21 protein-coding genes are annotated in these 22,048 nt (G+C 65.6%); 17 read left to right on the top strand and 4 right to left on the bottom strand.

Annotation, left to right across the window (positions count from 1 at the left end; all coding sequences use genetic code 11):
• Nucleotides 1–51: 51 nt before the first annotated feature.
• The 11 genes from ftsZ (at nt 52) to MTX34_RS15740 (ending at nt 11,325) form a co-directional block, all read left to right on the top strand.
• Nucleotides 52–1,320: a cell division protein FtsZ gene (gene ftsZ / locus MTX34_RS15690; RefSeq protein ID WP_243609969.1), complete on the top strand. Its 1,269-nt coding sequence runs from the start codon at nt 52–54 to the stop codon at nt 1,318–1,320.
• A complete protein-coding gene (gene pgeF / locus MTX34_RS15695; RefSeq protein ID WP_243609970.1) occupies nt 1,317–2,084 on the top strand; it encodes a peptidoglycan editing factor PgeF in 768 nt (255 codons plus the stop codon). Before ftsZ ends, pgeF begins: the two co-directional genes overlap by 4 nt.
• Nucleotides 2,085–2,103: 19 nt before the next feature.
• Nucleotides 2,104–2,859, top strand: coding sequence for a YggS family pyridoxal phosphate-dependent enzyme (locus MTX34_RS15700; protein ID WP_243609971.1), 756 nt, complete (start codon nt 2,104–2,106; stop codon nt 2,857–2,859).
• Between the two features lie 83 nt (nt 2,860–2,942).
• Nucleotides 2,943–3,590 (top strand): cell division protein SepF, encoded by a 648-nt coding sequence (locus MTX34_RS15705; RefSeq protein ID WP_243609972.1) that lies wholly within the window; start codon nt 2,943–2,945, stop codon nt 3,588–3,590.
• Nucleotides 3,591–3,672: 82 nt separating this feature from the next.
• Nucleotides 3,673–3,960, top strand: coding sequence for a YggT family protein (locus tag MTX34_RS15710; RefSeq protein WP_243594988.1), 288 nt, complete (start codon nt 3,673–3,675; stop codon nt 3,958–3,960).
• Nucleotides 3,961–4,118: 158 nt separating this feature from the next.
• Nucleotides 4,119–4,970, top strand: coding sequence for a DivIVA domain-containing protein (locus tag MTX34_RS15715; RefSeq protein ID WP_243594987.1), 852 nt, complete (start codon nt 4,119–4,121; stop codon nt 4,968–4,970).
• A 78-nt stretch (nt 4,971–5,048) separates the two neighbouring features.
• Nucleotides 5,049–5,225 carry a hypothetical protein gene (locus MTX34_RS15720; RefSeq protein ID WP_243609973.1) on the top strand — a complete coding sequence of 59 codons (177 nt, stop codon included), beginning with the start codon at nt 5,049–5,051 and terminating at the stop codon, nt 5,223–5,225.
• A 293-nt stretch (nt 5,226–5,518) separates the two neighbouring features.
• On the top strand, nt 5,519–8,656 hold the full coding sequence (gene ileS, locus MTX34_RS15725) for an isoleucine--tRNA ligase (RefSeq protein ID WP_243609974.1): 3,138 nt from the start codon (nt 5,519–5,521) through the stop codon (nt 8,654–8,656).
• Nucleotides 8,653–9,270 carry a peptide deformylase gene (locus MTX34_RS15730; RefSeq protein ID WP_243609975.1) on the top strand — a complete coding sequence of 206 codons (618 nt, stop codon included), beginning with the start codon at nt 8,653–8,655 and terminating at the stop codon, nt 9,268–9,270. The genes ileS and MTX34_RS15730 overlap by 4 nt, the downstream gene beginning before the upstream one ends.
• A gap of 47 nt (nt 9,271–9,317) precedes the next feature.
• The gene (locus MTX34_RS15735) at nt 9,318–10,640 is read left to right on the top strand and encodes a DNA polymerase IV (RefSeq protein ID WP_243610043.1); all 1,323 of its coding nucleotides are present in this window, start codon (nt 9,318–9,320) and stop codon (nt 10,638–10,640) included.
• A gap of 199 nt (nt 10,641–10,839) precedes the next feature.
• On the top strand, nt 10,840–11,325 hold the full coding sequence (locus MTX34_RS15740; RefSeq protein WP_279393382.1) for a hypothetical protein: 486 nt from the start codon (nt 10,840–10,842) through the stop codon (nt 11,323–11,325).
• 96 nt (nt 11,326–11,421) lie between these two features.
• Here MTX34_RS15740 and MTX34_RS15745 read toward each other — a convergent pair whose 3' ends face one another.
• Together MTX34_RS15745 and MTX34_RS15750 are read right to left on the bottom strand one after the other, a co-directional pair.
• Nucleotides 11,422–12,165, bottom strand: a complete 744-nt coding sequence (locus MTX34_RS15745) for a hypothetical protein (protein WP_243609977.1) — start codon at nt 12,163–12,165, stop codon at nt 11,422–11,424.
• On the bottom strand, nt 12,162–13,139 hold the full coding sequence (locus MTX34_RS15750; protein ID WP_243609978.1) for a hypothetical protein: 978 nt from the start codon (nt 13,137–13,139) through the stop codon (nt 12,162–12,164). Before MTX34_RS15750 ends, MTX34_RS15745 begins: the two co-directional genes overlap by 4 nt.
• A gap of 72 nt (nt 13,140–13,211) precedes the next feature.
• Here MTX34_RS15750 and lspA point away from each other — a divergent pair, with 72 nt between their 5' ends.
• The 4 genes from lspA (at nt 13,212) to dnaE (ending at nt 19,129) form a co-directional block, all read left to right on the top strand.
• Entirely contained in the window at nt 13,212–13,862 is a 651-nt protein-coding gene (lspA, locus tag MTX34_RS15755) for a signal peptidase II (protein WP_374639814.1), read from the top strand.
• On the top strand, nt 13,859–14,785 hold the full coding sequence (locus MTX34_RS15760; RefSeq protein WP_032394372.1) for an RluA family pseudouridine synthase: 927 nt from the start codon (nt 13,859–13,861) through the stop codon (nt 14,783–14,785). The genes lspA and MTX34_RS15760 overlap by 4 nt, the downstream gene beginning before the upstream one ends.
• The gene (locus MTX34_RS15765) at nt 14,785–15,450 is read left to right on the top strand and encodes a hypothetical protein (protein WP_243610044.1); all 666 of its coding nucleotides are present in this window, start codon (nt 14,785–14,787) and stop codon (nt 15,448–15,450) included. Before MTX34_RS15760 ends, MTX34_RS15765 begins: the two co-directional genes overlap by 1 nt.
• A 142-nt stretch (nt 15,451–15,592) precedes the next feature.
• Entirely contained in the window at nt 15,593–19,129 is a 3,537-nt protein-coding gene (gene dnaE, locus MTX34_RS15770) for a DNA polymerase III subunit alpha (protein WP_243609979.1), read from the top strand.
• Here dnaE and MTX34_RS15775 read toward each other — a convergent pair.
• Nucleotides 19,100–19,369, bottom strand: coding sequence for a hypothetical protein (locus MTX34_RS15775; protein WP_243609980.1), 270 nt, complete (start codon nt 19,367–19,369; stop codon nt 19,100–19,102). The genes dnaE and MTX34_RS15775 overlap by 30 nt on opposite strands.
• 159 nt (nt 19,370–19,528) lie before the next feature.
• Here MTX34_RS15775 and MTX34_RS15780 point away from each other — a divergent pair, with 159 nt between their 5' ends.
• Both MTX34_RS15780 and ilvA read left to right on the top strand, forming a co-directional pair.
• A complete protein-coding gene (locus tag MTX34_RS15780; RefSeq protein ID WP_243594977.1) occupies nt 19,529–19,963 on the top strand; it encodes a nitroreductase family deazaflavin-dependent oxidoreductase in 435 nt (144 codons plus the stop codon).
• 106 nt (nt 19,964–20,069) lie between these two features.
• Complete coding sequence (ilvA, locus tag MTX34_RS15785) at nt 20,070–21,425, top strand: threonine ammonia-lyase IlvA (RefSeq protein ID WP_243609981.1); 1,356 nt, start codon at nt 20,070–20,072, stop codon at nt 21,423–21,425.
• A gap of 15 nt (nt 21,426–21,440) precedes the next feature.
• On the opposite strand, the gene MTX34_RS15790 is transcribed toward ilvA, so the two are convergent.
• The gene (locus MTX34_RS15790) at nt 21,441–21,965 is read right to left on the bottom strand and encodes a TetR/AcrR family transcriptional regulator (protein ID WP_243609982.1); all 525 of its coding nucleotides are present in this window, start codon (nt 21,963–21,965) and stop codon (nt 21,441–21,443) included.
• Nucleotides 21,966–22,048 lie beyond the last annotated feature (83 nt).

Below are 22,048 nucleotides of genomic sequence, written 5' to 3' on the forward strand. Positions count from 1 at the left end.
AGGTTGAGGGTTTCCATTTTTCACGCAACACTCCACGGAAGGCGAGAGCCCATGACGCCCCCGCACAACTACCTCGCCGTAATCAAGGTCGTCGGCATCGGCGGCGGCGGCGTGAACGCGGTCAACCGCATGATCGAACAGGGACTCAAGGGAGTCGAGTTCATCGCGGTCAACACCGACGCTCAGGCCTTGCTGATGAGTGACGCAGACGTCAAGCTCGACGTCGGCCGCGAACTGACCCGAGGACTCGGTGCCGGAGCCGACCCCGAGGTCGGTCGGCGTGCCGCGGACGATCACAAAGACGAGATCGAAGAGGTACTCAAGGGTGCCGACATGGTCTTCGTCACTGCGGGCGAGGGTGGCGGCACCGGTACCGGCGGTGCCCCCGTCGTCGCCAACATCGCGCGCAAGCTCGGTGCGTTGACCGTCGGTGTCGTCACCCGTCCGTTCTCGTTCGAGGGCAAGCGGCGCGGCGGCCAGGCCGACACCGGCATCCAGCAGCTCCGTGAGTCGTGCGACACGCTCATCGTCATTCCCAATGATCGACTGCTCCAGCTCGGCGACGCCGCCGTCAGCCTGATGGACGCATTCCGCAGCGCCGACGAGGTGTTGCTCAACGGCGTCCAGGGCATCACCGACCTGATCACCACCCCGGGTTTGATCAACGTCGACTTCGCCGACGTCAAGGGCGTCATGTCCGGCGCAGGCAGCGCATTGATGGGCATCGGTTCCTCCCGCGGTGAGGGACGCGCGATCAAGGCCGCCGAATCGGCGATCAATTCGCCGCTTCTCGAAGCCTCGATGGAAGGTGCACGCGGTGTGCTGCTGTCCATCGCCGGTGGATCCGACCTCGGTCTGTTCGAGATCAACGAGGCGGCGTCGCTGGTGCAGGAAGCCGCCCACATCGACGCCAACATCATCTTCGGAACCGTCATCGACGACTCGCTCGGCGACGAGGTGCGCGTCACCGTCATCGCCGCAGGCTTCGACGGCGGCACCCCGACGCGTCGCCCGGTCGAAGCGGCCGCCTCGACGCGCAGCCCGATCGGATCGGCTCGCTCGGGCGAGGTGTCGTCGCGGTCGAGCGAGGGGTCCGACGGTGCCGTGTTCCGCGACCCGGTCGGTGCACCGAGCGGCAGCAGCCTGCCGCCGTTGAATTCCTCGAGCTCGTCCAACCGTGAATCGTCCAGTCGTGAATCGGCAGCCGGCCAGGGCCGTGACTCGGGTGGACGCGAGTCGGTCGGATCGGGACGTCGCGTGCCGATCGCCGAGGACGAGGGCGAAGACGATGTCGATGTGCCGTCCTTCATGCGGCGGTGAACGAGGCCGCATCCGCCGGTCCGTTTCGTGTCCGACGCGTCTCGACGACGCGAGCGGGCGGAGTGTCGGCACCGCCGTTCGATACGTTCAACCTCGGTGATCACGTCGGTGACGACCCGGCAGCGGTAGAGGCGAACCGTCGACGCCTCGGCGATCGGTTGGGTATGGGACTCGACCGGCTCGTGTTCATGGAGCAGGTCCACGGACGCACCGTCACGGTGGTCGACGGTCCGGTCGCAGAGCCGGTGCCGATGACCGACGCGTTGGTGACGACGCAGCGCGATCTGGGTCTGGTGGTGTTGACTGCCGACTGTGTGCCGATTCTGCTGTCCGACGAAGAAGCCGGAGTGATAGCCGCTGTGCATGCGGGCCGGGTCGGGGCCCGTATCGGCATCGTTCCGCGAGTGCTGTCTGTCATGGTCGAACTCGGCGCGGTTCCGGAGCGGATCGGTGCGTTTCTCGGTCCGGCCGCGAGTGGTCGCCAGTACGAGGTGCCCGCGCAGATGAGAGCGGACGTCGACAAGCACCTTCCCGGCAGCGCGACGACAACCGTCCGCCACACGCCGGGCCTGGACATTCCCGCCGGTATCCGCGCGCAGCTGCTCACAGCGGGAGTGTCCGGGGTGGCGCAGGATCCGCGATGCACCATCGAGGACAGAACTCTGTTCAGTCATCGCCGCGAAGGGTCGACCGGCCGAATTGCCAGTGTCGTGTGGATGGACAGCACATCCCCGAACGATCGTCCCGAAGCGGCCCATCGGTGAACCGGCAGGGAAGGTTGTCATGAGCGAACCCACCGACGGTGCCTCGGGCACAGAGCGGGCGCGAGAGATCGAGACGGCGTTGACATCGGTGCGGGAGCGGTTGCACCGCGCCTGTGTCGACGCGGGCCGGTCGCCCGCCGAGGTGGCTCTGCTGCCGGTGACCAAGTTCTTTCCCGCCTCCGACGTGCGCATCCTGTATGCCCTCGGTTGCCGCGACTTCGGCGAGTCCCGGGAGCAGGACGCGTCGCCCAAGGTCGCCGAGACGGCCGAGGAGTTCGGCGGCGATCCGCCCCGGTGGCACATGATCGGTCATCTGCAACGAAACAAGGCGAAGTCGGTCGCCGCGTGGGCGCACTCCATTCATTCCGTGGACAGTGCGCGGTTGGTGGCTGCACTGTCCAAGGCGACGACGAAGGCCTTGGACGAGGGACTTCGGTCGGCCGAGCTGGATGTGATCGTTCAGGTCAGTCTCGACGGAGATGTGCACCGCGGCGGCGTCGAACGCGGCGAATTGCACGAGCTTGCGGACGTCGTGTCGAACGCAACCGGTGTGCGTCTCGCAGGGTTGATGGCGGTGCCACCTCTCGAGGCCGATCCGGACGCCGCGTTCGCGGACCTGGAGGGTCTGCACAGCGAGCTTCTGGCGACTCATCCCGGAGCGCTCGAGCTGTCCGCGGGCATGACCGGAGACCTGGAAGCTGCTGTGCGGCACGGATCGACGTGCGTGCGTGTCGGTACCGCAATACTCGGCGCGCGGCCGATAGCCTCGCAATAGCAATCCACGGATCACATCAGTCACAACAGACACTTGCGAACCTGGGGATCGACAGTAGACACACCGCCACGGAAGGCAGAACGATGAGCACCCTGCACAAGTTCAAGGCGTACTTCGGCATGGTTCCGCTCGCCGACTACGAGGACGACTACCTCGACGAGCCGGACGCGCGGCGCAGCTCCCGTGGCGGTCGTGACAGCTACGACGACATCGACGACCGTGACTTCGTCAAGCCGTCGTTCGGTGGATCCAGGCATGCACAGGTCGAGGACGACTACGACGACTACGAGGCACCGCGTCCGGCGGCCACATTGGCCCCGATCGGTGGACGTGGACGCGGAGCCGCCCCGACCACGCGCGGAGCGGCAACCAGAGGAGCGTTGGCGATGGACACTCGCATGGATGTGCGTGCGGAGACCCGGCGCAGCCCGATCGTCGACGACGGCGGTCCCCTGTCGAAGATCACCACGCTGCGCCCGCGGGACTACAGCGAGGCCCGCACGATCGGCGAGCGCTTCCGAGACGGCACTCCGGTCATCATGGATCTGGTCGAGATGAGCAACGCCGACGCCAAGCGCCTGGTCGATTTTGCTGCCGGTCTGGCGTTCGCGCTTCGCGGTTCCTTCGACAAGGTGGCGACGAAGGTCTTCCTGCTGTCGCCCGCCGACGTCGACGTCTCGCCACAGGAGCGCAGGCGTATCGCCGAGACCGGCTTCTACAGTCAGCAGTGAAAGATTCACTGTTCGGGGTGGTAGTTCAGGGCTGTGACCAGGGCGCTTTGCTCAGCCCGCCGAAGTCAGGCAGAGTATAGCCGTGATCGTGTTCACGGTGATCAACATCGTATTGTTTCTTTTTTGGCTCCTTCTCATCGGTCGAATCATCGTCGAGTTCATCAGGACTTTCGCGAGAGATTGGCAACCGACCGGGTTGGTCGTCATCCTGCTCGAGGCGATCTTCACGGTCACCGACCCGCCGGTCAAGTTCCTCCGCAAGATAATTCCGCCGCTCAACCTCGGTGGAGTTCGACTGGACCTGTCCATCATGGTCCTGCTGTTCGTCGTCTTCATCGCGTGGAACATAACCAGTGGTCTCGCGGCCTGAGATCGAAGATAGATGTTAGAACGCGGGACGCGCGCAAGCTGCGTGTCCCGTGTGACAGAATGGACGCCAGTTACAGTTTGATTGTTCTGCACTCGCGCGGAATGGCATATAACTGAATGCTTGCTCTACCGCCCCAAGACGCGTGAAGGGATCCTTCCATGCCGCTGACTCCAGCTGATGTGCACAATGTCGCGTTCAGCAAGCCGCCCATCGGTAAGCGCGGTTACAACGAAGACGAGGTCGACGCTTTTCTCGACCTCGTCGAGCAAGAGTTGTCGCGACTGATCGAAGAGAACGCCGACCTCCGCCAGCGGGTCGGTGAGCTCGATCAGGAGCTCGCGGATGCCAAGAGCGCCGGACGGCAGAGCCCGCAACCGGCTCAGACCGCCGCACCGAAAGCGGAGCCACAGCGCCCCGTGGATCCCCCCAAGCCGCAGCCGGTCGTGCAGCAGCCGGCCCCGGTCGCGCCCGTTGCAGCAGCTCCGCAGCAGTCCGGCGACTCCAACATGCAGGCCGCGAAGATTCTCGGTCTCGCGCAGGAGATGGCCGACCGCCTCACCGGTGATGCCAAGTCGGAGTCCGAGCAGCTGCTCGGCAACGCTCGGACCAACGCCGAGCGTCTGGTGTCGGACGCACGTACGCGTTCGGAATCGATGATGTCCGAGGCTCGGCAGAAGTCCGAGTCGCTGTTGTCCGACGCGCAGACACGGTCCGAGACCCAGCTGCGTCAGGCCAAGGAGAAGGCCGATGCGCTGCAGGCCGACGCCGAGCGCAAGCACACCGAGATCATGGCGACGATCAACCAGCAGCGTTCCGTGCTGGAAGGCCGCATCGAGCAGCTCAAGACGTTCGAGCGCGAGTACCGAGTGCGGCTCAAGTCGTACCTCGAGTCTCAGCTCGAAGAGCTGGAGAACCGTTCCTCGGCTCTCCCGGTGGACAACGGTCAGGACAATTTCAACCAGGACACCCAGTCGTCCGGTTACAGCCAGTCGTACGCCAAGGGCAACTGACGCACTACCGGTCTCCGACGCTGCCGTGTGCGGCAGGGTCGGATCGGTTGTGGCGTCGAGTGGTGAGCGAGGAAACCAGTGTTGGTCCTGACTCTCGGCGCAGCAGCGATCGGCTTCGGCCTTCTTGTCATCGCCTTGATGACAGGGTCCGTCGTCTGGGCGTGGGCCTGCATCGTGGTGTGCATCGTGGGTGCAGGTCTGCTGTTGGTCGGAGCGCTCACGGGCCGACGGCCACCGCCCGAGCTCGACAGGTAGCATGACCATGTTCCATTCGATCGATTTTCACGCGTAGATCCGGCCATCACCGGGGAGCTTTCGGAAGAACGACGTTCGGTGCGACACCCTCGGGTGTTTCGGATCGACGTTCAGTAGAACCGAACGGGTGAGCCCGTCACAGCTCACGTGGAGTGGCTCACCTCGACGACACTGTCGTCGAAGGCAGAGCAAGCGGGGTGGTACCGCGGTATCGGGCGTGAGATTCGCCCGATGATCGTCCCCGTGCCAACTGACGTTGCGTCTCGTACGCGACCGGCACGGAGGAGAGAACCATGACAGAGTCGAGCGCCCGTCCGAACTCGGGGTCGTACCCGCTGGTGGACCGGGCCGAGGGCCGATCGGGCAGCGTTCCGTTTCCCGACCTCGAACGCATCGTTCTGCACGAGTGGGCCGAGGACGGCACTTTCCGTGCCAGCATCGACAATCGAGCCGATGCCGAGGAGTTCGTCTTCTACGACGGCCCACCCTTCGCCAACGGTCTGCCCCATTACGGGCACCTGCTCACCGGGTACGTCAAGGACCTCGTCCCGCGATTCCAGACCATGCGCGGCAAGAAGGTCGAGCGACGCTTCGGGTGGGATTGTCACGGTCTGCCCGCCGAGTTGGAAGCGGAGAAGCAGCTCGGCATCAAGGACAAGTCCGAGATCGACGAGATGGGCCTGGCGAAGTTCAACGCCTACTGCAAGCAGTCGGTGCTGCAGTACACCGACGAGTGGCGTGACTACGTCACTCGGCAGGCGCGGTGGGTCGACTTCGACAACGACTACAAGACGCTCGACGTGGACTTCATGGAGTCGGTCATGTGGGCGTTCAAGACACTGCACGACAAGGGCCTGATCTATCAGGGCTACCGGGTGTTGCCCTACAGCTGGTACGAGCAGACGCCGTTGTCCAATCAGGAAACACGGCTCGACGACGCGTACAAGATGCGTCAGGATCCGGCGGTCACCGTCACGATGCCGTTGACGGCTCCCGGTTCGCCGCTGGACGGGGCGAACGCGCTGATCTGGACCACCACCCCGTGGACCCTGCCGTCGAACCTGGCGATCGCGGTGCACCCCGAGGTGCACTACGTGCAGGTACGCGGAACCGACGGTGAACGGTATGTGCTTGCGGCACTGCGACTCTCGCATTATGCGAAGGAACTGGGAGAGGACCCGGAGGTGCTCTCGGAGCACACCGGTGCCGAGTTGGTCGGACTCTCCTACGCACCGCCCTACGACTTCTTCCTCGGCCACGAGAATGCACACCGTGTATTGCAGGCCGACTACGTCACCACCGATTCGGGTACCGGAATCGTGCACCTCGCACCGGCTTTCGGTGAAGAGGACATGGACGTCGCCACGGCGAACGGAATCGAGGTCGTGCAGCCGCTCGATGCCGGCGGCAAATTCACGTCGCTGGTGCCGCCGTACGAGGGTCTGATGGTGTTCGACGCCAACCCGGTGATCATCAAGGACCTCAAGGCCTCCGGTCGGTTGCTGCGGCACGAGACCATCGAGCACTCGTACCCGCACAGCTGGCGCAGTGGTCAGCCGCTGATCTACATGGCAGTGCCGTCGTGGTTCGTCGCAGTCACCAAGTTCCGCGATCGAATGGTCGAGCTGAACCAGGAGATCACCTGGGTGCCCGAGCACATCAAGGACGGCCAGTTCGGCAAGTGGCTCGAAGGCGCACGCGACTGGAACATCAGCCGAAACCGATACTGGGGCAGCCCGATTCCGGCGTGGACGTCCGACGATCCGGCCTACCCGCGACTGGACGTCTACGGCAGCCTGGACGAGCTCGAGCGTGACTTCGGCGTGCGACCGACCGATCTGCATCGCCCCTACATCGACGATCTGACGCGACCCAACCCGGACGACCCGACCGGCAAGTCGACGATGCGTCGGGTGCCCGAGGTGCTGGACTGCTGGTTCGAGTCCGGCTCGATGCCGTACGCGCAGGTGCATTTCCCGTTCGAGAACGAGGAGTGGTTCCAGACACACAACCCGGGCGACTTCATCGTCGAGTACAACGGGCAGACGCGCGGCTGGTTCTACACCCTGCACGTGCTGGCCACTGCGTTGTTCGATCGACCGGCCTTCAAAACTGTTGCCGCCCATGGCATCGTGCTCGGCGAAGACGGCCTGAAGATGAGCAAGTCCAAGGGTAACTACCCGGATGTCAAGGAGGTCTTCGACCGCGACGGCTCCGATGCCATGCGGTGGTTCCTGATGTCCTCGCCGATCCTGCGCGGCGGCAACCTCATCGTCACCGAGCAGGGCATCCGTGAGGGTGTCCGCCAGGCGTTGTTGCCGATCTGGAACGCGTGGAGCTTCCTGCAGCTCTACGCGTCGACGCCGGGGCAGTGGCGTACCGACTCGCCGCACGTACTCGATCGCTATGTGCTGGCCAAGCTGTCGGCCACCCGGGACGCCATCACCGATGCGCTCGAGGGAAACGACATCGCCGGAGCGTGCGACGAGCTACGCACGTTCTGTGACGCACTCACCAATTGGTATGTCCGACGGTCTCGTTCGCGGTTCTGGAGCGAGGACGCCGACGCGATCGACACCCTGCACACCGTGCTGGAGGTGCTCACTCGCATCGCCGCTCCGCTGTTGCCGCTGATCAGTGAAGTGGTGTGGCGCGGATTGACCGGTGGCCGTTCGGTGCACCTGACCGACTGGCCCGAGGCAGGCGAACTGCCCTCGGATCCGGAACTGGTCGAGAGCATGGACGAGGTGCGCACCGTGTGCTCGACGGTTCTCGGTCTGCGGAAGGCGCAGAATCTGCGAGTGCGGCTGCCGCTGCCCGAGGTGACGGTCGCGGCCGCCGATGCGGAGCGGCTGCGTCCGTTCGTCGACATCATCTCCGACGAGGTCAACGTCAAGAAGGTCGATCTGACCGACGACGTTGCGGCGCACGGAAAGTTCGAGCTCGTCGTCAATGCCCGGGCTGCGGGTCCTCGGATCGGTAAGGACGTCCAGACGGTCATCAAGGCCGTCAAGGCAGGGGATTGGTCCGAGGATGCCGACGGAGTCGTGAGCGCCGCCGGTATCGCGTTGCTGCCGGAGGAATTCACCAGCAGACTCGTTGCAGCCGAGCCCGAGTCGACGGCACCGCTGCCCGGAAACGCCGGCCTGGTGGTGCTCGATTCGGCCGTCACCGAGGAACTGGAGGCCGAGGGTTGGGCCAAGGACCGCATCCGCGAGTTGCAGGATGCCCGTCGCAGTCACGGATTCGACGTCTCGGACCGAATCGATATCGTCATGGAGGTCCCCGAGCACAGGCAGGGCTGGCTCGACACCCATCGTGATCTGATCGCCGGCGAGGTGCTCGCACTCTCGCTGGTCGACGGCCGCGTCGGCGACGACGGCAGCGATCTCGGTGAGGGAGTGCGGGCAGCGATCACCAAGTCGTCATGATCGGCGGCGACGTATCGGTGGACGCCGTCCGTGAGCTTCTCGCCGACGCTCACGGCGGTGTCGTGCCGATCGTCGCCCCGTACGCCGGGCAGCTCGACGCCGAGACGTTCGGCGAGTTGATCGAGGTGATGCGCGCGACGATGCACGACGCGCCCGGTGTCGGTCTGGCTGCGCCGCAGATCGGCATCCCGCTCCGGATCGCGGTGATCGAGGATCGCTGCGACGTAGGAGCGGATGTCGCCCGAGTCCGCGAGCGGACGCGGCTTCCGTTCCGCGTGTTGGTCAATCCCCGGTACACCCCGGTCGGGTCGCGGACGGCCGGATTCTACGAGGGGTGCCTCAGTGTCCCCGGCTATCAGGCCGTCGTCACGCGCGCGGCCGAGGTCCGACTCCAGTGCGCCGATGAGACCGGCCGCGCTGTCGACGAGGTGGTTCTGGGTTGGCCGGCCAGGATCGTGGCGCACGAGACCGACCATCTCGATGGCACCCTGTACATCGACACCGCGCACACCAGATCGCTGACGACGAGTGGGATGTACGGCGAAATGTGGTCGGACCCGACCCCCGAACGCGCCGCGCAGGCGCTCGGATTCGCTACCGACGACCATCGTTGACGACCGTGCCCGACATCGTCGACAACACCCTGCGCAGTCGTCGGTGGGTGCTGCACCTGGACATGGACGCGTTCTTCGCCTCCGCCGAACAACTCACCAGACCCACGTTGCGGGGCCGCCCGGTTCTCGTGGGCGGGGCAGGCGGGCGGGGAGTGGTGGCCGGTTGCAGCTACCAGGCCCGCGCGTTCGGAGCGCGTTCGGCCATGCCGATGCACCAGGCCCGGCGACTCGTCGGCGCAGGTGCCGTGGTGTTGCCGCCGCGGTTCGTTCTGTACTCGGAACTCAGCCGTCGGGCCTTCGAGGCACTACGCGGCCCCATGCCGGTCCTCGAACAACTGTCGATCGACGAGGCGTTCGGCGAGCCGCTCGAACTCGCCGGAGCGACGGTACGTGAGGTCGAGCTGTTCTGCGCGGACCTGCGCGCGCTCATACTCGCCGAGACCGGTCTGGTCGCCTCGATCGGTGCCGGATCGGGAAAACAGATCGCCAAGATCGCGTCGGGACTGGCCAAGCCCGACGGCATCACCGTCGTGGCTCCGGGCGTTCAGGCCGAGTTGATGGCGACACTGCCGGTGCGAAAACTGTGGGGGATCGGACCCGTGGCGGGGGAGCGGTTGCGGCGCTTGGGAATCGACACCATCGGCAAGTTCGTGGCCACCCCCGAGTCCGAGGTGGCGTCGATCCTCGGGGCCACGATGGGGCCGAGTCTGCATCAGCTGGCACGCGGAATCGACAATCGAGTGGTGGCCGAGCGGGCCGAGGCCAAGCAGGTCAGCGCCGAGACGACGTTCGCCCAGGATCTGATTTCCCTCGCTCAGCTGCGGCCGGCCATCGAGTCCATCGTCGAGTCGACGCACCGCAGACTGCTGAAGGACGGTCGGGGTGCGAGGACGGTGGTGCTGAAACTCCGCAAGTCCGACATGAGCATCATCACCAGGTCGGCAACGCTGCAGTATGCGACGGTGGACAAGCAGACCATCGTGGCCACGGCGCAGCGCCTTGCCGTCGATCCGGTCGACGTCGGTCCGATCCGTCTGGTCGGGGTCGGATTGGCCGGCCTGTCGGCGGTCAGACAGGGATCGCTCTTCCCCGAACTGGAACACGAACCGGTCCCGGGTGCGACAGATGCGACGGAGGAGTCGGCAGACCCGGTAGAAGCGGCCTCCGACCCTGTCCCGGACGGCCCGCGGTGGCAGCCGGGCATGGACGTTCGGCATCCCGACTACGGTCACGGTTGGGTGCAGGGTGCCGGACATGCGGTGGTGACCGTAAGGTTCGAGACCCGGACCACCGGGCCGGGAATCGCGCGTACCTTCGCCGAATCGGACGAGAACCTGGTAGTCGCCGATGTTCTCGACAGCCTGAAGTGAGTTGTGGCAGAGCTGAGGAAACTCTGTGAGGTTTCACAGGGAGGGCTTGCGGGTTGTGACTCGACCGATCCGAGCTGACATAGTGGACCCCGGTCCGAGACGACCCATCCCCGCAACGACCGACGAGTCACAGAACGATCGAGACGTGACTCAGAGTGAAAAGGACAAGCACTTGAAGCTTCGCAACACCCGACGGGCAATGGTTGCCGGCATCGCCATCTCCGCAGCGCTCACCATGACCGCCTGCAGCTCCGGCGGCGAGGAAGAGCCCACCACGACGACGACGGCTGTCACCACCTCTGCGGTTGCCGATCCCTCCGCCGGTGCGTACCCGCCGGCACCCACGGTCGAGGAGCTCAACACGCAGCTCATGCGTGGACTCGACCCCAACGTTCCGGTCGAGGAGAAGGCGGCTCTGATCCAGGGCGCGTCCGAGGACCCGGATCTGATCAACCAGGTCGCTGCCGCTGCCGTGGCAAACAACGCTCAGATCGAGATCACCAGCATCGACGACCTCGGCACCGGGGTTCTCAATGCCGGCATCACGATCACGCTCAACGGCCAGGCCAACCCCGGCACGTTCCAGTTCGTCCCCGAGGACGGTGTGTGGAAGCTCTCCAAGGAGAACGCCTGCGGCATCGTCTCGCTCGCGCAGCTGACCAGCCCGGCGTGCCCCGCACCCTGAGTCCTGCCGATCGTCTCTGACCCATCCGGAACTGCCGGTGACATCTCCCCTCGGGGATATGTCACCGGCAGTTCTTCGTCGGTGGATCGGTTCTGTTCAGGCGCTCGGTGCGGCCGTTCCGATGCGGTCCGCGGCGGCCTCGGCGACGGCGGTCACGGTGTCGGGTTCGAGTCCGCTCTGATCCGAGACGACGATCTGCACGACAGTCGAATCGACCACCGCCACCACCACGTCGGAGATCAACTTGAAGCCTTCGCTGCTGGTGGTCAGACGCATCGAGGCGGAGGCGTCACCGATCTGCGATTGCTCGCGGCCCGTCAGCGCGTACTGCACGCCCACGCCGTCCGCGTCCGTGCCGCTGAATTCGGTGCACCCGGCCCAGGCCTGCTGCACCGAAGAGAACGCCTCCGCGGCCCCGCTGTCCGCGTAGCTTGCCGCGTCCTCGTCGATCGACGAGAAGTTCGGCCCCGAGAAGCGAGCCACCGCGGACGCCGCCGCGCCGCCGCGTTGATCCGAGATCGGTGCGAGAACCGCCGCACACGCCGCCGGGTCGGTACCGGACTTGTCGGGTGAGTCGTATTCGGGAGCCGGGTCGAGCCCCAGATCCTGGACCGGGTCGGGGATCGAGGAGAACCCGTCAGGCAGGTCGTCCAGCCCCAACATCGACGCACTCAGAACGCCGGAGTCGGTGATGGGGGTTCCGAGGAGGGGATCGGGAGCGGCGACGACGGTGGGTGCGGGTGCCGGGGTGCCGGCCGGTTCGTCCGCGCTGCATCCGGCCGCGGCGACGCCGACGAGTGACAGTGCGGCCAGCACCCGCGTCGTGGAGCGCGCGGTCATCGGGAACTCCAGGTGATCGAATCTCCGACGGTCTGGCGTAACACGGTCGTGCTGTCCGGGTCGGTGTACATCTGCTCGCCTCCTGCGGTGATCGATCCGCCGACGGGAAGCGGCTGTGTCAGATCGATCTCGAGGGTGCCCGCGCCGGTGAAGGTGTACGTCGCGATGTTCAGCGTGCCGGCATCGTCGGGCAGATTCCATGTCGTGGATTCGGGTGTCTGCGCGAGCGCGACGTCCAGGGTTGCCCGGTCGCCGTCGAGTGCCCGGAGTGTGACCGTGGCGCGTTGATTCAGCGTGATTCCGCTGAGCACCTGCTGATCGACGGTCCAGACGGCTCCCACTCCCACTTCGGCCTCGGGTAGGTCGATGGATCGGTACACCGCGGCGTTCAACGAGCGTTCGATCGCCGCGCGAGCGGTATCGAGCGCGGCCTCGGCGGGCGTGATGTGCAGTGCGGTGATCGCTCCCGAGTCGGTGGTCGCCAGCCGCGCCGCGGAGCCCTCGGAGGCCGAGAGCGCGTCGGTCAGTCCTTCGTCGGGTGATGTCGCTGCTCCGATGGTCAACTCGACCGAGCGAGTGGCACCGGTCGCGGCGTCGTCGTCCGTGACGGTGTCGGAGGTCGATGCGGACAGAGGCACCGTCAGTTCGGGACTGGAGAAATCCTGCGACGCATCGTTGTTGATCTGCTGCGAGACGGTGGAGGTGGTGGTGAGGTCGACGTTCTGCTCGTCCGAATCGGCGGTGTCGAAGGTCAGGATGCGGCGCGGCTCCGTGCCGGCGTCGACGACGGTCGTGGTCGTCGGCGTCACGGGGATCGTCACCTCGTTCGAGGACGTGGCCTGTTCGGGCGCGGGATCGGTGTCGGTGTCGGCGCTCGAACATCCCGCGACGAGAGCCACTGCAGAGCAGGCAGCGAGAAAACCGGAGCGGACGGTGCGGGAGCGGACGGTGCGGGAGCGATCGGTCGACTTCACGGGCACCAGGCTACTGACACCGCCCGCAGTGATCGGTCGGTGCGCGGCACGGATGCGGACCCGCCGCCGTCCATACGCCATGATGGACGGGTGAGTGAAGACCGCGCCGATGATCCGCCAGCCGAGACGAGTAGCGTTCCGGCACCGAACGAGACCGCGGACTCGCAGGTGACCGATAACGACAACGCCGAGAGTCGACTGCCGAAGCCGCTCAAGACCCGGCTGCTGATCGTGATCGCGGCCGTGATTCTGGTGTTCGATCTCGTGACCAAGATCGTGGTCGTGCATTACGTCAAGCCCGGCAACCCCATCGAGGTGTTCGGGGACGTCGTGACGTTGCGGCTGGTACGCAACCCCGGCGCGGCGTTCTCGATGGCCACCGGGATGACGTGGCTGCTCACCGTCGTCGCCGTGGCCGTGGTCATCGGAGTGATCAAGATCGGTCGGACGCTGCGCTCGCCGTGGTGGGCGCTGGGGTTGGGCCTGGTACTCGGCGGAGCCCTCGGCAACCTGATCGACCGCTTCTTCCGTGCGCCGGGGCCGTTCCAGGGACACGTTGTCGACTTCGTATCGGTGGGCTGGTGGCCGGTGTTCAACGTGGCCGACTCGTCCATCGTCTGTGGTGCGATTCTGCTCGTGGTCCTGAGCCTGTTCGGGTTCGAGCCGAACGGTGAACGAGTGACCAAGTCGAGTTCCGACGCCGCCGGCGAGGCCGACAAGTGAGGGAATCGCGCTCGATGCCGGTGCCCGACGGTCTGGACGGGATGCGGGTCGACGCCGGTCTCGCTCGGCTGCTCGGACTCTCGCGTACCGTCGCCGCGACTCTGGCCGAGGAAGGCTCGGTTCTGGTCGATCACGGTGCCGTCGGCAAGTCGGATCGGCTGGCCGCAGGGTCATGGCTCGAAGTGACGCTGCCCGAGCCCGCCCGCGAGTTGACGATCGAGGCGGAGCCGGTCGAGGGGATGGAGATCCTCTACGCCGACGACGACATCGTGGCCGTGGACAAGCCCGTCGGTGTCGCCGCGCACGCCAGTGTGGGCTGGACCGGCCCGACGGTCATCGGCGGCCTCGCGGCCGCCGGATTCCGCATCTCCACCTCCGGCGCGCACGAGCGTCAGGGCATCGTGCACCGACTCGACGTCGGCACGTCCGGGGTCATGGTGGTCGCGACGTCGGAGCGGGCGTACACCGTGCTCAAGCGAGCGTTCAAGGCGCGGACCATCGACAAGCGATACCACGCACTGGTTCAGGGCCACCCGGATCCGAGCAGTGGAACCATCGATGCTCCCATCGGTCGACACGGCAGCAACGACTGGAAGTTCGCCGTCCGTGCCGACGGTAAGCCCAGCGTGACCCACTACGACACGGTCGAGGCGTTCCAGGCCGCGAGTCTGCTGGACGTGCACTTGGAAACCGGTCGCACGCACCAGATCCGGGTGCACTTCTCGGCCCTGCGGCATCCGTGCTGCGGTGATCTGACCTACGGCGCCGATCCGCGGCTGGCCGAACGGCTCGGCCTGGAGCGACAGTGGCTCCATGCACGGTCACTCGGTTTCGCGCATCCGTCCGACGGCCGTTGGGTGGAGATCGAGAGCAAGTATCCGGCCGACCTCGAGCACGCACTCGAGGTGCTTCGGAAGGCGTGATGCGCACCAGCGGAGTCTCCGGTGTGCTCGTCGGCGTCGTTGCCGCCGCCCTCGTTGTCGGGGCGCTCGCCGTGATCGGGCACCTGAATCCGGTACGACAGCTGGGTGTGGGCACCGACCGGCTCGGCCCGGACAGCGGCGAGCAGGTGATCGACTACCTGGCCCGTGCCGAGGCGAGTCTGCGCGCCGACGATGCCGCACCTCGATGGGCCTCGGTGTCGTTCGACCGTGCACTCACCGCCGAGCAGGCCCATGCCATCGCCGGCGGGGTCCGAATCTCCCAGGTGCTGCTCCGTGTTCCGCTCGACCGCGTGCAGACTCCGATACTCACCGTCGGCGTGCCGGGCAGTGAACGTTCGGTACTGAATTCGACTGCGCGCGCAGCGAGCCTGGCGGGGGAATCGTTCGCGGCGGGGGACCGGCAGGCGCAGATCGCCGCGGTGTCGCAGCGACGTCTGCTCGACGGATGCGCGTGTGTGGTGACGCTGGTGGTGCGCGGAACCCTGCCGGAGTTGACCGCGCTGGCCGGTCGTCCCGATGTGCGCGCGGTACAGGCGCTTCCGCCGGACGCCGTGTCCGGAAAGTTCGCCGTCGAGCCGTTGCTGCCGGAGTACGTCGACGTCGTCGGGCCGCTGCCGGACGACGGGCCGGTCCCTACCGAATGAGGCAACTTCAGTCTCGTTCGTCACACCCGTCACGTCCTCCCAGGACACACCGTCGGCCTGAAAAATCTGTCGGTTTCACCGCCTAGAGTGAGTACATTCGCGGCTCGTATTTCGATAGCGCACGACCTTCAGGAGAACCTTCGTGGCCGATTCGTTCGTTCATCTGCACAACCACACCGAATATTCGATGCTCGACGGTGCCGCCAAGATCGGGGCCATGTTCGCCGAGGCGGCGCGGTTGGAGATGACGGCAGTCGGGATGACCGACCACGGCAACATGTACGGGGCCAGCGAGTTCTACAACGAGGCCAAGAAGGCCGGCATCAAGCCGATCATCGGCATCGAGGCCTACATCGCGCCCGAGTCCCGGTTCAACAAGAAGCGTGTGCTGTGGGGCGATCGGAGCCAGAAGTCCGACGACGTCTCCGGTAGCGGTGCGTACACGCACATGACGATGGTCGCCGAGAATGCCACCGGCGTCCGGAACCTGTTCAAGTTGTCGTCGCTGGCGTCGATCGAGGGCCAGCTCGGCAAGTGGGCCCGCATGGACGAGGAGATCATCGCCTCGCACGCGGAAGGCATCATCGCCACCACCGGCTGCCCGTCCGGAGAGGTACAGACTCGCCTGCGACTCGGCCAGGATCGTGAGGCACTGGAGGCGGCCGCGAAGTGGCGCGAGATCTGGGGGCCGGACAACTTCTTCCTCGAGTTGATGGACCACGGCCTGTCCATCGAACGTCGCGTCCGAGAGGGCCTGCTGGACATCGGCAAGAAGCTGTCGATCCCGCCGCTGGCGACCAACGACTGCCACTACGTCACCAAGGACGCTGCCGAGAACCACGAGGCGCTGCTGTGCATTCAGACCGGTAAGACGCTCAGCGATCCCACCCGCTTCAAGTTCGACGGCGACGGCTACTACCTCAAGTCCGCCGCCGAGATGCGCGAGCTCTGGGACGATCAGGTGCCCGGTGCCTGCGACAGCACGCTACTCATCGCCGAGCGAGTGCAGCCCTACGACGAGGTGTGGGCGCACCGTGACCGGATGCCGATCTTCCCCGTGCCCGAGGGCCACACCCAGGGCACGTGGTTGCGCCACGAGGTCATGACCGGGCTCGAGCGGCGGTTCCCCGACGGCCCGGCCGAGGACTACCTCGCTCGGGCCGAGTACGAGATCAAGGTCATCCTCGAGATGGGCTTTCCGGCCTACTTCCTCGTCGTCGGCGATCTGATCAACCACGCCAAGGCCGTCGGCATCCGTGTCGGCCCCGGCCGAGGATCCGCCGCCGGATCGTTGGTCGCCTACGCCATGGGCATCACCAACATCGACCCGTTGCCGCACGGTCTGCTGTTCGAGCGATTCCTCAACCCCGAGCGTGTGTCGATGCCCGATATCGATATCGACTTCGACGATCGCCGCCGCGGTGAGATGGTTCGCTACGCCACCGAGAAGTGGGGCAGCGACCGTGTGGCCCAGGTGATCACGTTCGGCACGATCAAGACCAAGGCCGCCATCAAGGACTCGGCCCGTGTGCAGTTCGGCCAGCCCGGCTTCGGCATCGCCGATCAGATCACCAAGGCTCTGCCGCCGCCCATCATGGCCAAGGACATCTCCGTGGCCGGCATCACCGATCCCGCCCACGAGCGATACAAGGAAGCCGTCGAGGTCAGAGCGCTGATCGACTCCAACCCCGACGTCGCGACCATCTACAAGACGGCCAAGGGACTCGAAGGCCTGATCCGCAACGCTGGCGTACACGCCTGCGCGGTCATCATGTCCTCGGAGCCGCTCACCGACGCCATCCCGGTGTGGAAGCGCGCGCAGGACGGTGCCATCATCACCGGCTGGGACTACCCGTCGTGCGAGGCCATCGGTCTGCTCAAGATGGACTTCCTCGGTCTGCGCAACCTCACCGTCATCGGTGACGCCATCGACAACATCAAGGCGAACCGCGGCATCGACATCGACCTCGACGCGTTGCCGCTCGACGACCCCGCGACGTTCGAACTGCTCTCTCGCGGTGACACTCTCGGCGTTTTCCAGCTCGACGGCAGTGCCATGCGCGATCTGCTCCGCCGCATGCAGCCCACCGGTTTCGAGGACATCGTCGCCGTCCTGGCCCTCTACCGGCCCGGTCCGATGGGAATGAACTCGCACAACGACTACGCCGACCGCAAGAACGGTAGGCAAGAGGTCAAGCCGATTCACCCCGAGCTCGAAGAGCCGCTCAAGGTGATCCTCGGTGAGACGTACGGCCTGGTGGTCTACCAGGAGCAGATCATGCAGCTCGCGCAGAAGGTCGCCGGGTACACCCTCGGCCAGGCCGACCTGCTGCGTCGCGCCATGGGTAAGAAGAAGCTCTCCGAGCTGGAGAAGGCGTATGCCGGATTCCGCCAGGGCATGTTGGACAACAGCTTCTCCGAGGCGGCCATCAAGGCGCTGTGGGACACCGTGCTGCCCTTCGCGGGTTACGCGTTCAACAAGTCCCACTCGGCGGGCTACGGCCTGGTGTCGTACTGGACGGCGTACCTCAAGGCCAACTACCCGGCCGAGTACATGGCCGGACTGCTCACCAGTGTCGGTGACGACAAGGACAAGGCCGCGATCTACCTCGCCGACTGTCGCAAGCTCGGCATCACCGTGCTGCCTCCGGACGTCAACGAATCCGAACTGAACTTCGCGTCGGTCGGCAAGGACATCCGGTTCGGCCTCGGCGCCGTTCGCAACGTCGGAACCAACGTGGTCGCCTCGATCATCAGGGCGCGATCCGAGAAGTCCAAGTACACCGACTTCTCGGACTACCTCGGCAAGATCGACGCGATCGCGTGCAGCAAGAAGGTCACCGAATCCCTCATCAAGGCAGGGGCTTTCGACTCGCTCGATCATCCGCGCAAAGGGCTGATGCTCATTCACGCCGATGCGATCGACGCGGTGATGGGTACCAAGAAGGCCGAGGCGATCGGTCAGTTCGACCTCTTCGGCGGTGAGGATGCCGATGAGTCCATCTCCGCGGTGTTCAACGTCCGGGTGCCGGACGAGGAGTGGGAATCCAAGCATCGGCTCGCTCTCGAGCGCGAGATGCTCGGCCTGTACGTCTCCGGCCACCCGCTCCTGGGCGTCGAGCACATGTTGGCCGCGAAGTCCGACTGCAATATCCCGACGATCCTCGAAGGGGATATCAAGGACGGTACCCAGGTCACGGTCGGCGGAATTCTGGCCTCGGTGAACCGGAGGATCAACAAGAACGGCCTGACGTGGGCGTCGGCTCAGCTCGAGGATCTCGCCGGCGGCATCGAAGTGCTGTTCTTCCCGCAGGCCTACTCGGTGTTCGGTGCCGACGTCACCGAGGACTCGGTGGTCCTGGTCAAGGGGCGGGTCTCGGTGCGCGACGACCGGGTGTCGTTGATAGCGAACGACCTTGCGGTGCCTGATCTCTCGGCGATCGGCATCGACAAGCCGCTCGCGGTCAGTCTGCCGACGCGCCTGTGCACCGCCGACAAGGTCGGCGCGCTCAAGCGGGTGCTGATCAGCCACCCGGGAACCTCGGATGTCCATCTGCGTTTGGTCAGTGGCGACAAGATCACCACGATGAAGCTCGACGACAGCCTCCGCGTCACGCCGACTTCGGCGTTGATGGGAGACCTGAAGGCGCTACTGGGGCCCGGCTGTCTGACGGGCTGATGCGGCCCCGGTGGCACCGAGCTCGGTCAGGCGGAGTGTCCACCAGGTCGCCACGGTGGCCGCTGCGCCGGCGAGCACTGCTGCGTGCAGGGACCCGGCGAAGGCGAGGGTGCCGACGAACACCAGAACTCCCAGTGCGAGGGCTTCGAGTTTGTAGACGGGCCACGCGATGCCGGCCACGTCCGCCGTGCGAAGGGCAGGAGCATGTCGACGGCTCACCTGGGCGTTCGTGTAGGTCATTGTGTCCTCCTCCGGTGCCGCTCAGCAGGTTCGGCTGTCCGCTGCAAGAAGTTCAGACTATACCCAGTAAAAGATTCGGTCCACCGAACTTGGGGTTCGGGCCTGGCAATGTTGCCCATCTCGTGGCGTCGCAACGCCGGGAGGTGTTGACTGAAAGTCATGCCATTGACAGGAGAATACGAACCGAGTTCATCCGACTGGGCCCGCAAGCAGGCCGAGCTGTACGAGAACTCCGGCGGAACCGAAGGCACGATGATGAACGGGATGCCGGTCGTACTGCTGACCACGAAGGGCAACAAGAGCGGAAAGCTGCGCAAGTCGCCGTTGATGAGGGTGGAACACGACGGCGAGTACGCCATCGTCGCCTCGTTGGGCGGGGCGCCCAAGCATCCCGTCTGGTATCACAACGTCAAGGCCGAGCCGCTGGTAGAGCTACAGGACGGTCCTGACAAGCACGACTACATCGCCCGCGAAGTGAGCGGTGACGAGAAGGCCGTGTGGTGGGAACGTTCGGTTGCCGCGTACCCCGATTACGCCGATTATCAGAAGAAAACCGATCGCGAGATACCAGTTCTGGTGCTCTCGCGCGCCTGAATCACCCGTTGTCCAGCCGTGGGAGCGGGGCCTGCGGACCGATCCGGTGTTCGGTCGTAACGGTCCCGGATGGGGACCCGTTCCGCGCTGGTGGCAGCATGTGCTGGTGTCTTCATCCCCGGAACTCGCTTCCCAGCACCCATCGTCGCTGAGCGTCACCGCTGCCGACATCGATGCCGCTGCGGTGCGAATTTCCGCCGTGGTGGCGGCCACGCCCCTGCAGCTGTGTGAACGACTGTCTGCGGAGACGGGTGCGAAGGTGTACCTCAAACGCGAGGACCTGCAGATCGTACGGTCGTACAAGATTCGCGGCGCGTACAACCTGATGGATCAACTGACGGACGCCGAGCGCGCCGTGGGTGTCGTGACCGCGAGCGCAGGAAACCACGCGCAGGGTGTCGCCTTCGCGTGCCGCACGATGCACGTGCGGGGGCGGATCTACGTGCCGGCGAACACGCCCAAGCAGAAGCGTGACCGCATCCGAGTGCACGGCGGTGAGTTCGTCGATCTCATCGTCATCGGCGATACGTTCGACGCGGCGGCTGCCGCAGCCGCCGAGGATGTCGCTCGTACCGGTGCCACCATGGTGCCGCCGTTCGACGATCCGCGCACCGTGGCGGGTCAGGGCACCATCGCCGCCGAGATAGTCGACCAACTCGGCGGCGCGCCCGACGTGGTCGTGATGCCCGTCGGCGGTGGCGGATGTATTGCCGGTATCTCGAGCTACCTACGCGAGCGCGCCCCGCAGACCTCGCTGGTGGGTGCGGAACCGACCGGAGCGGCATCGATGACCGCTGCGCTGATCGCCGGTGGTCCGGTGACGCTCTCCGACATCGACCCATTCGTCGATGGAGCCGCCGTCCGCCGCATCGGTGACGTTCCGTACGCCGCGCTGCAATCGCTCGGGGCGAGTGTCGTCTCTCACGCGTCGTTGCCGTTGCTCACTGCGCCGGTGTTCGACAGTTCCGGTCCCGGGGAGTTCCTCATCACGCAGATCGACGAAGGTGCGATCTGCACGGCGATGTTGGCGCTCTACCAGAACGAGGGTGTCATCGCGGAGCCCGCGGGCGCACTGGCGGTCGCCGCCCTCGAGCATCTCGACGTCGAACCCGGCAGCACCGTGGTGTGCCTGATCTCGGGTGGCAACAACGATGTTTCTCGCTACGGCGAGATCGTCGAGCGTTCGTTGGTTCACCTGGGGCTCAAGCACTACTTCCTGGTCGACTTTCCGCAGGAACCCGGAGCGTTGCGCCGATTCCTCGACGAGGTGCTCGGCCCCGAGGACGACATCACGTTGTTCGAGTACGTCAAGCGCAACAACCGCGAGACCGGTGCTGCCCTGGTCGGTGTCGAACTCGGGTCGGCGAGCGGGCTCGATCCCTTGCTCGAACGGATGCGTGATTCGCACCTGCACGTCGAGCAGCTCGAACCCGACTCTCCCGTGTACCGCTACCTGACCTGAGTCACCGGCGCGAACCTACCTGCCGAGCAAACGGTCGACGACTCGTTTGTGCAGCTCGGGGTCGACGGCGGGCAGGTCGAGGACGGCTCCGAGGTAGATCCCGTCGCCGACGAGTCGGACGATCTCGGCCTGGACCGGATCGTCGATCTCCGTCCGCAAGCCTTCGTCCCACTGCTGCATCATGTCGACTACGGCGTCCTGCACCTCACCGGAGTTGCCGTCCACGCTGCGCAGTGCCGCCAGCGTGGAGCGGTACAGCGCGAGCTCCTTCTCCGAGATGGAGTCGGGCGGCTGCAGATACCACTCGGCAACCGACGTGCCGCCCTCGGCAGCATCGGCGCGCTGCTGATCGGCCTGAACGGCGAGCCGTCGCACCATGGCGGCGACCAGGGCGTCCTTGGTCTTGAAGTGATAGAGGAGTCCGCCCTTGGAGACTCCTGCGGCGGTGGCGACGCTGTCGAGGGTCACCTTGGTCATGCCGTGATCGAGCAGCATCGTTTCGAGTGCGTCCAGTATTCGGTCGCGGGTATCCGATGACATGAAAGTCACTTTACCGGCTGGACGGTTCGCGGTACTCTCGTTTACTGTACCGGCTGGACGGTCGGTACCAGGAGGTGTTCGGA

This window comes from Rhodococcus sp. ARC_M5, from assembly GCF_022810405.1.
Lineage (GTDB): Bacteria > Actinomycetota > Actinomycetes > Mycobacteriales > Mycobacteriaceae > Rhodococcoides > Rhodococcoides navarretei.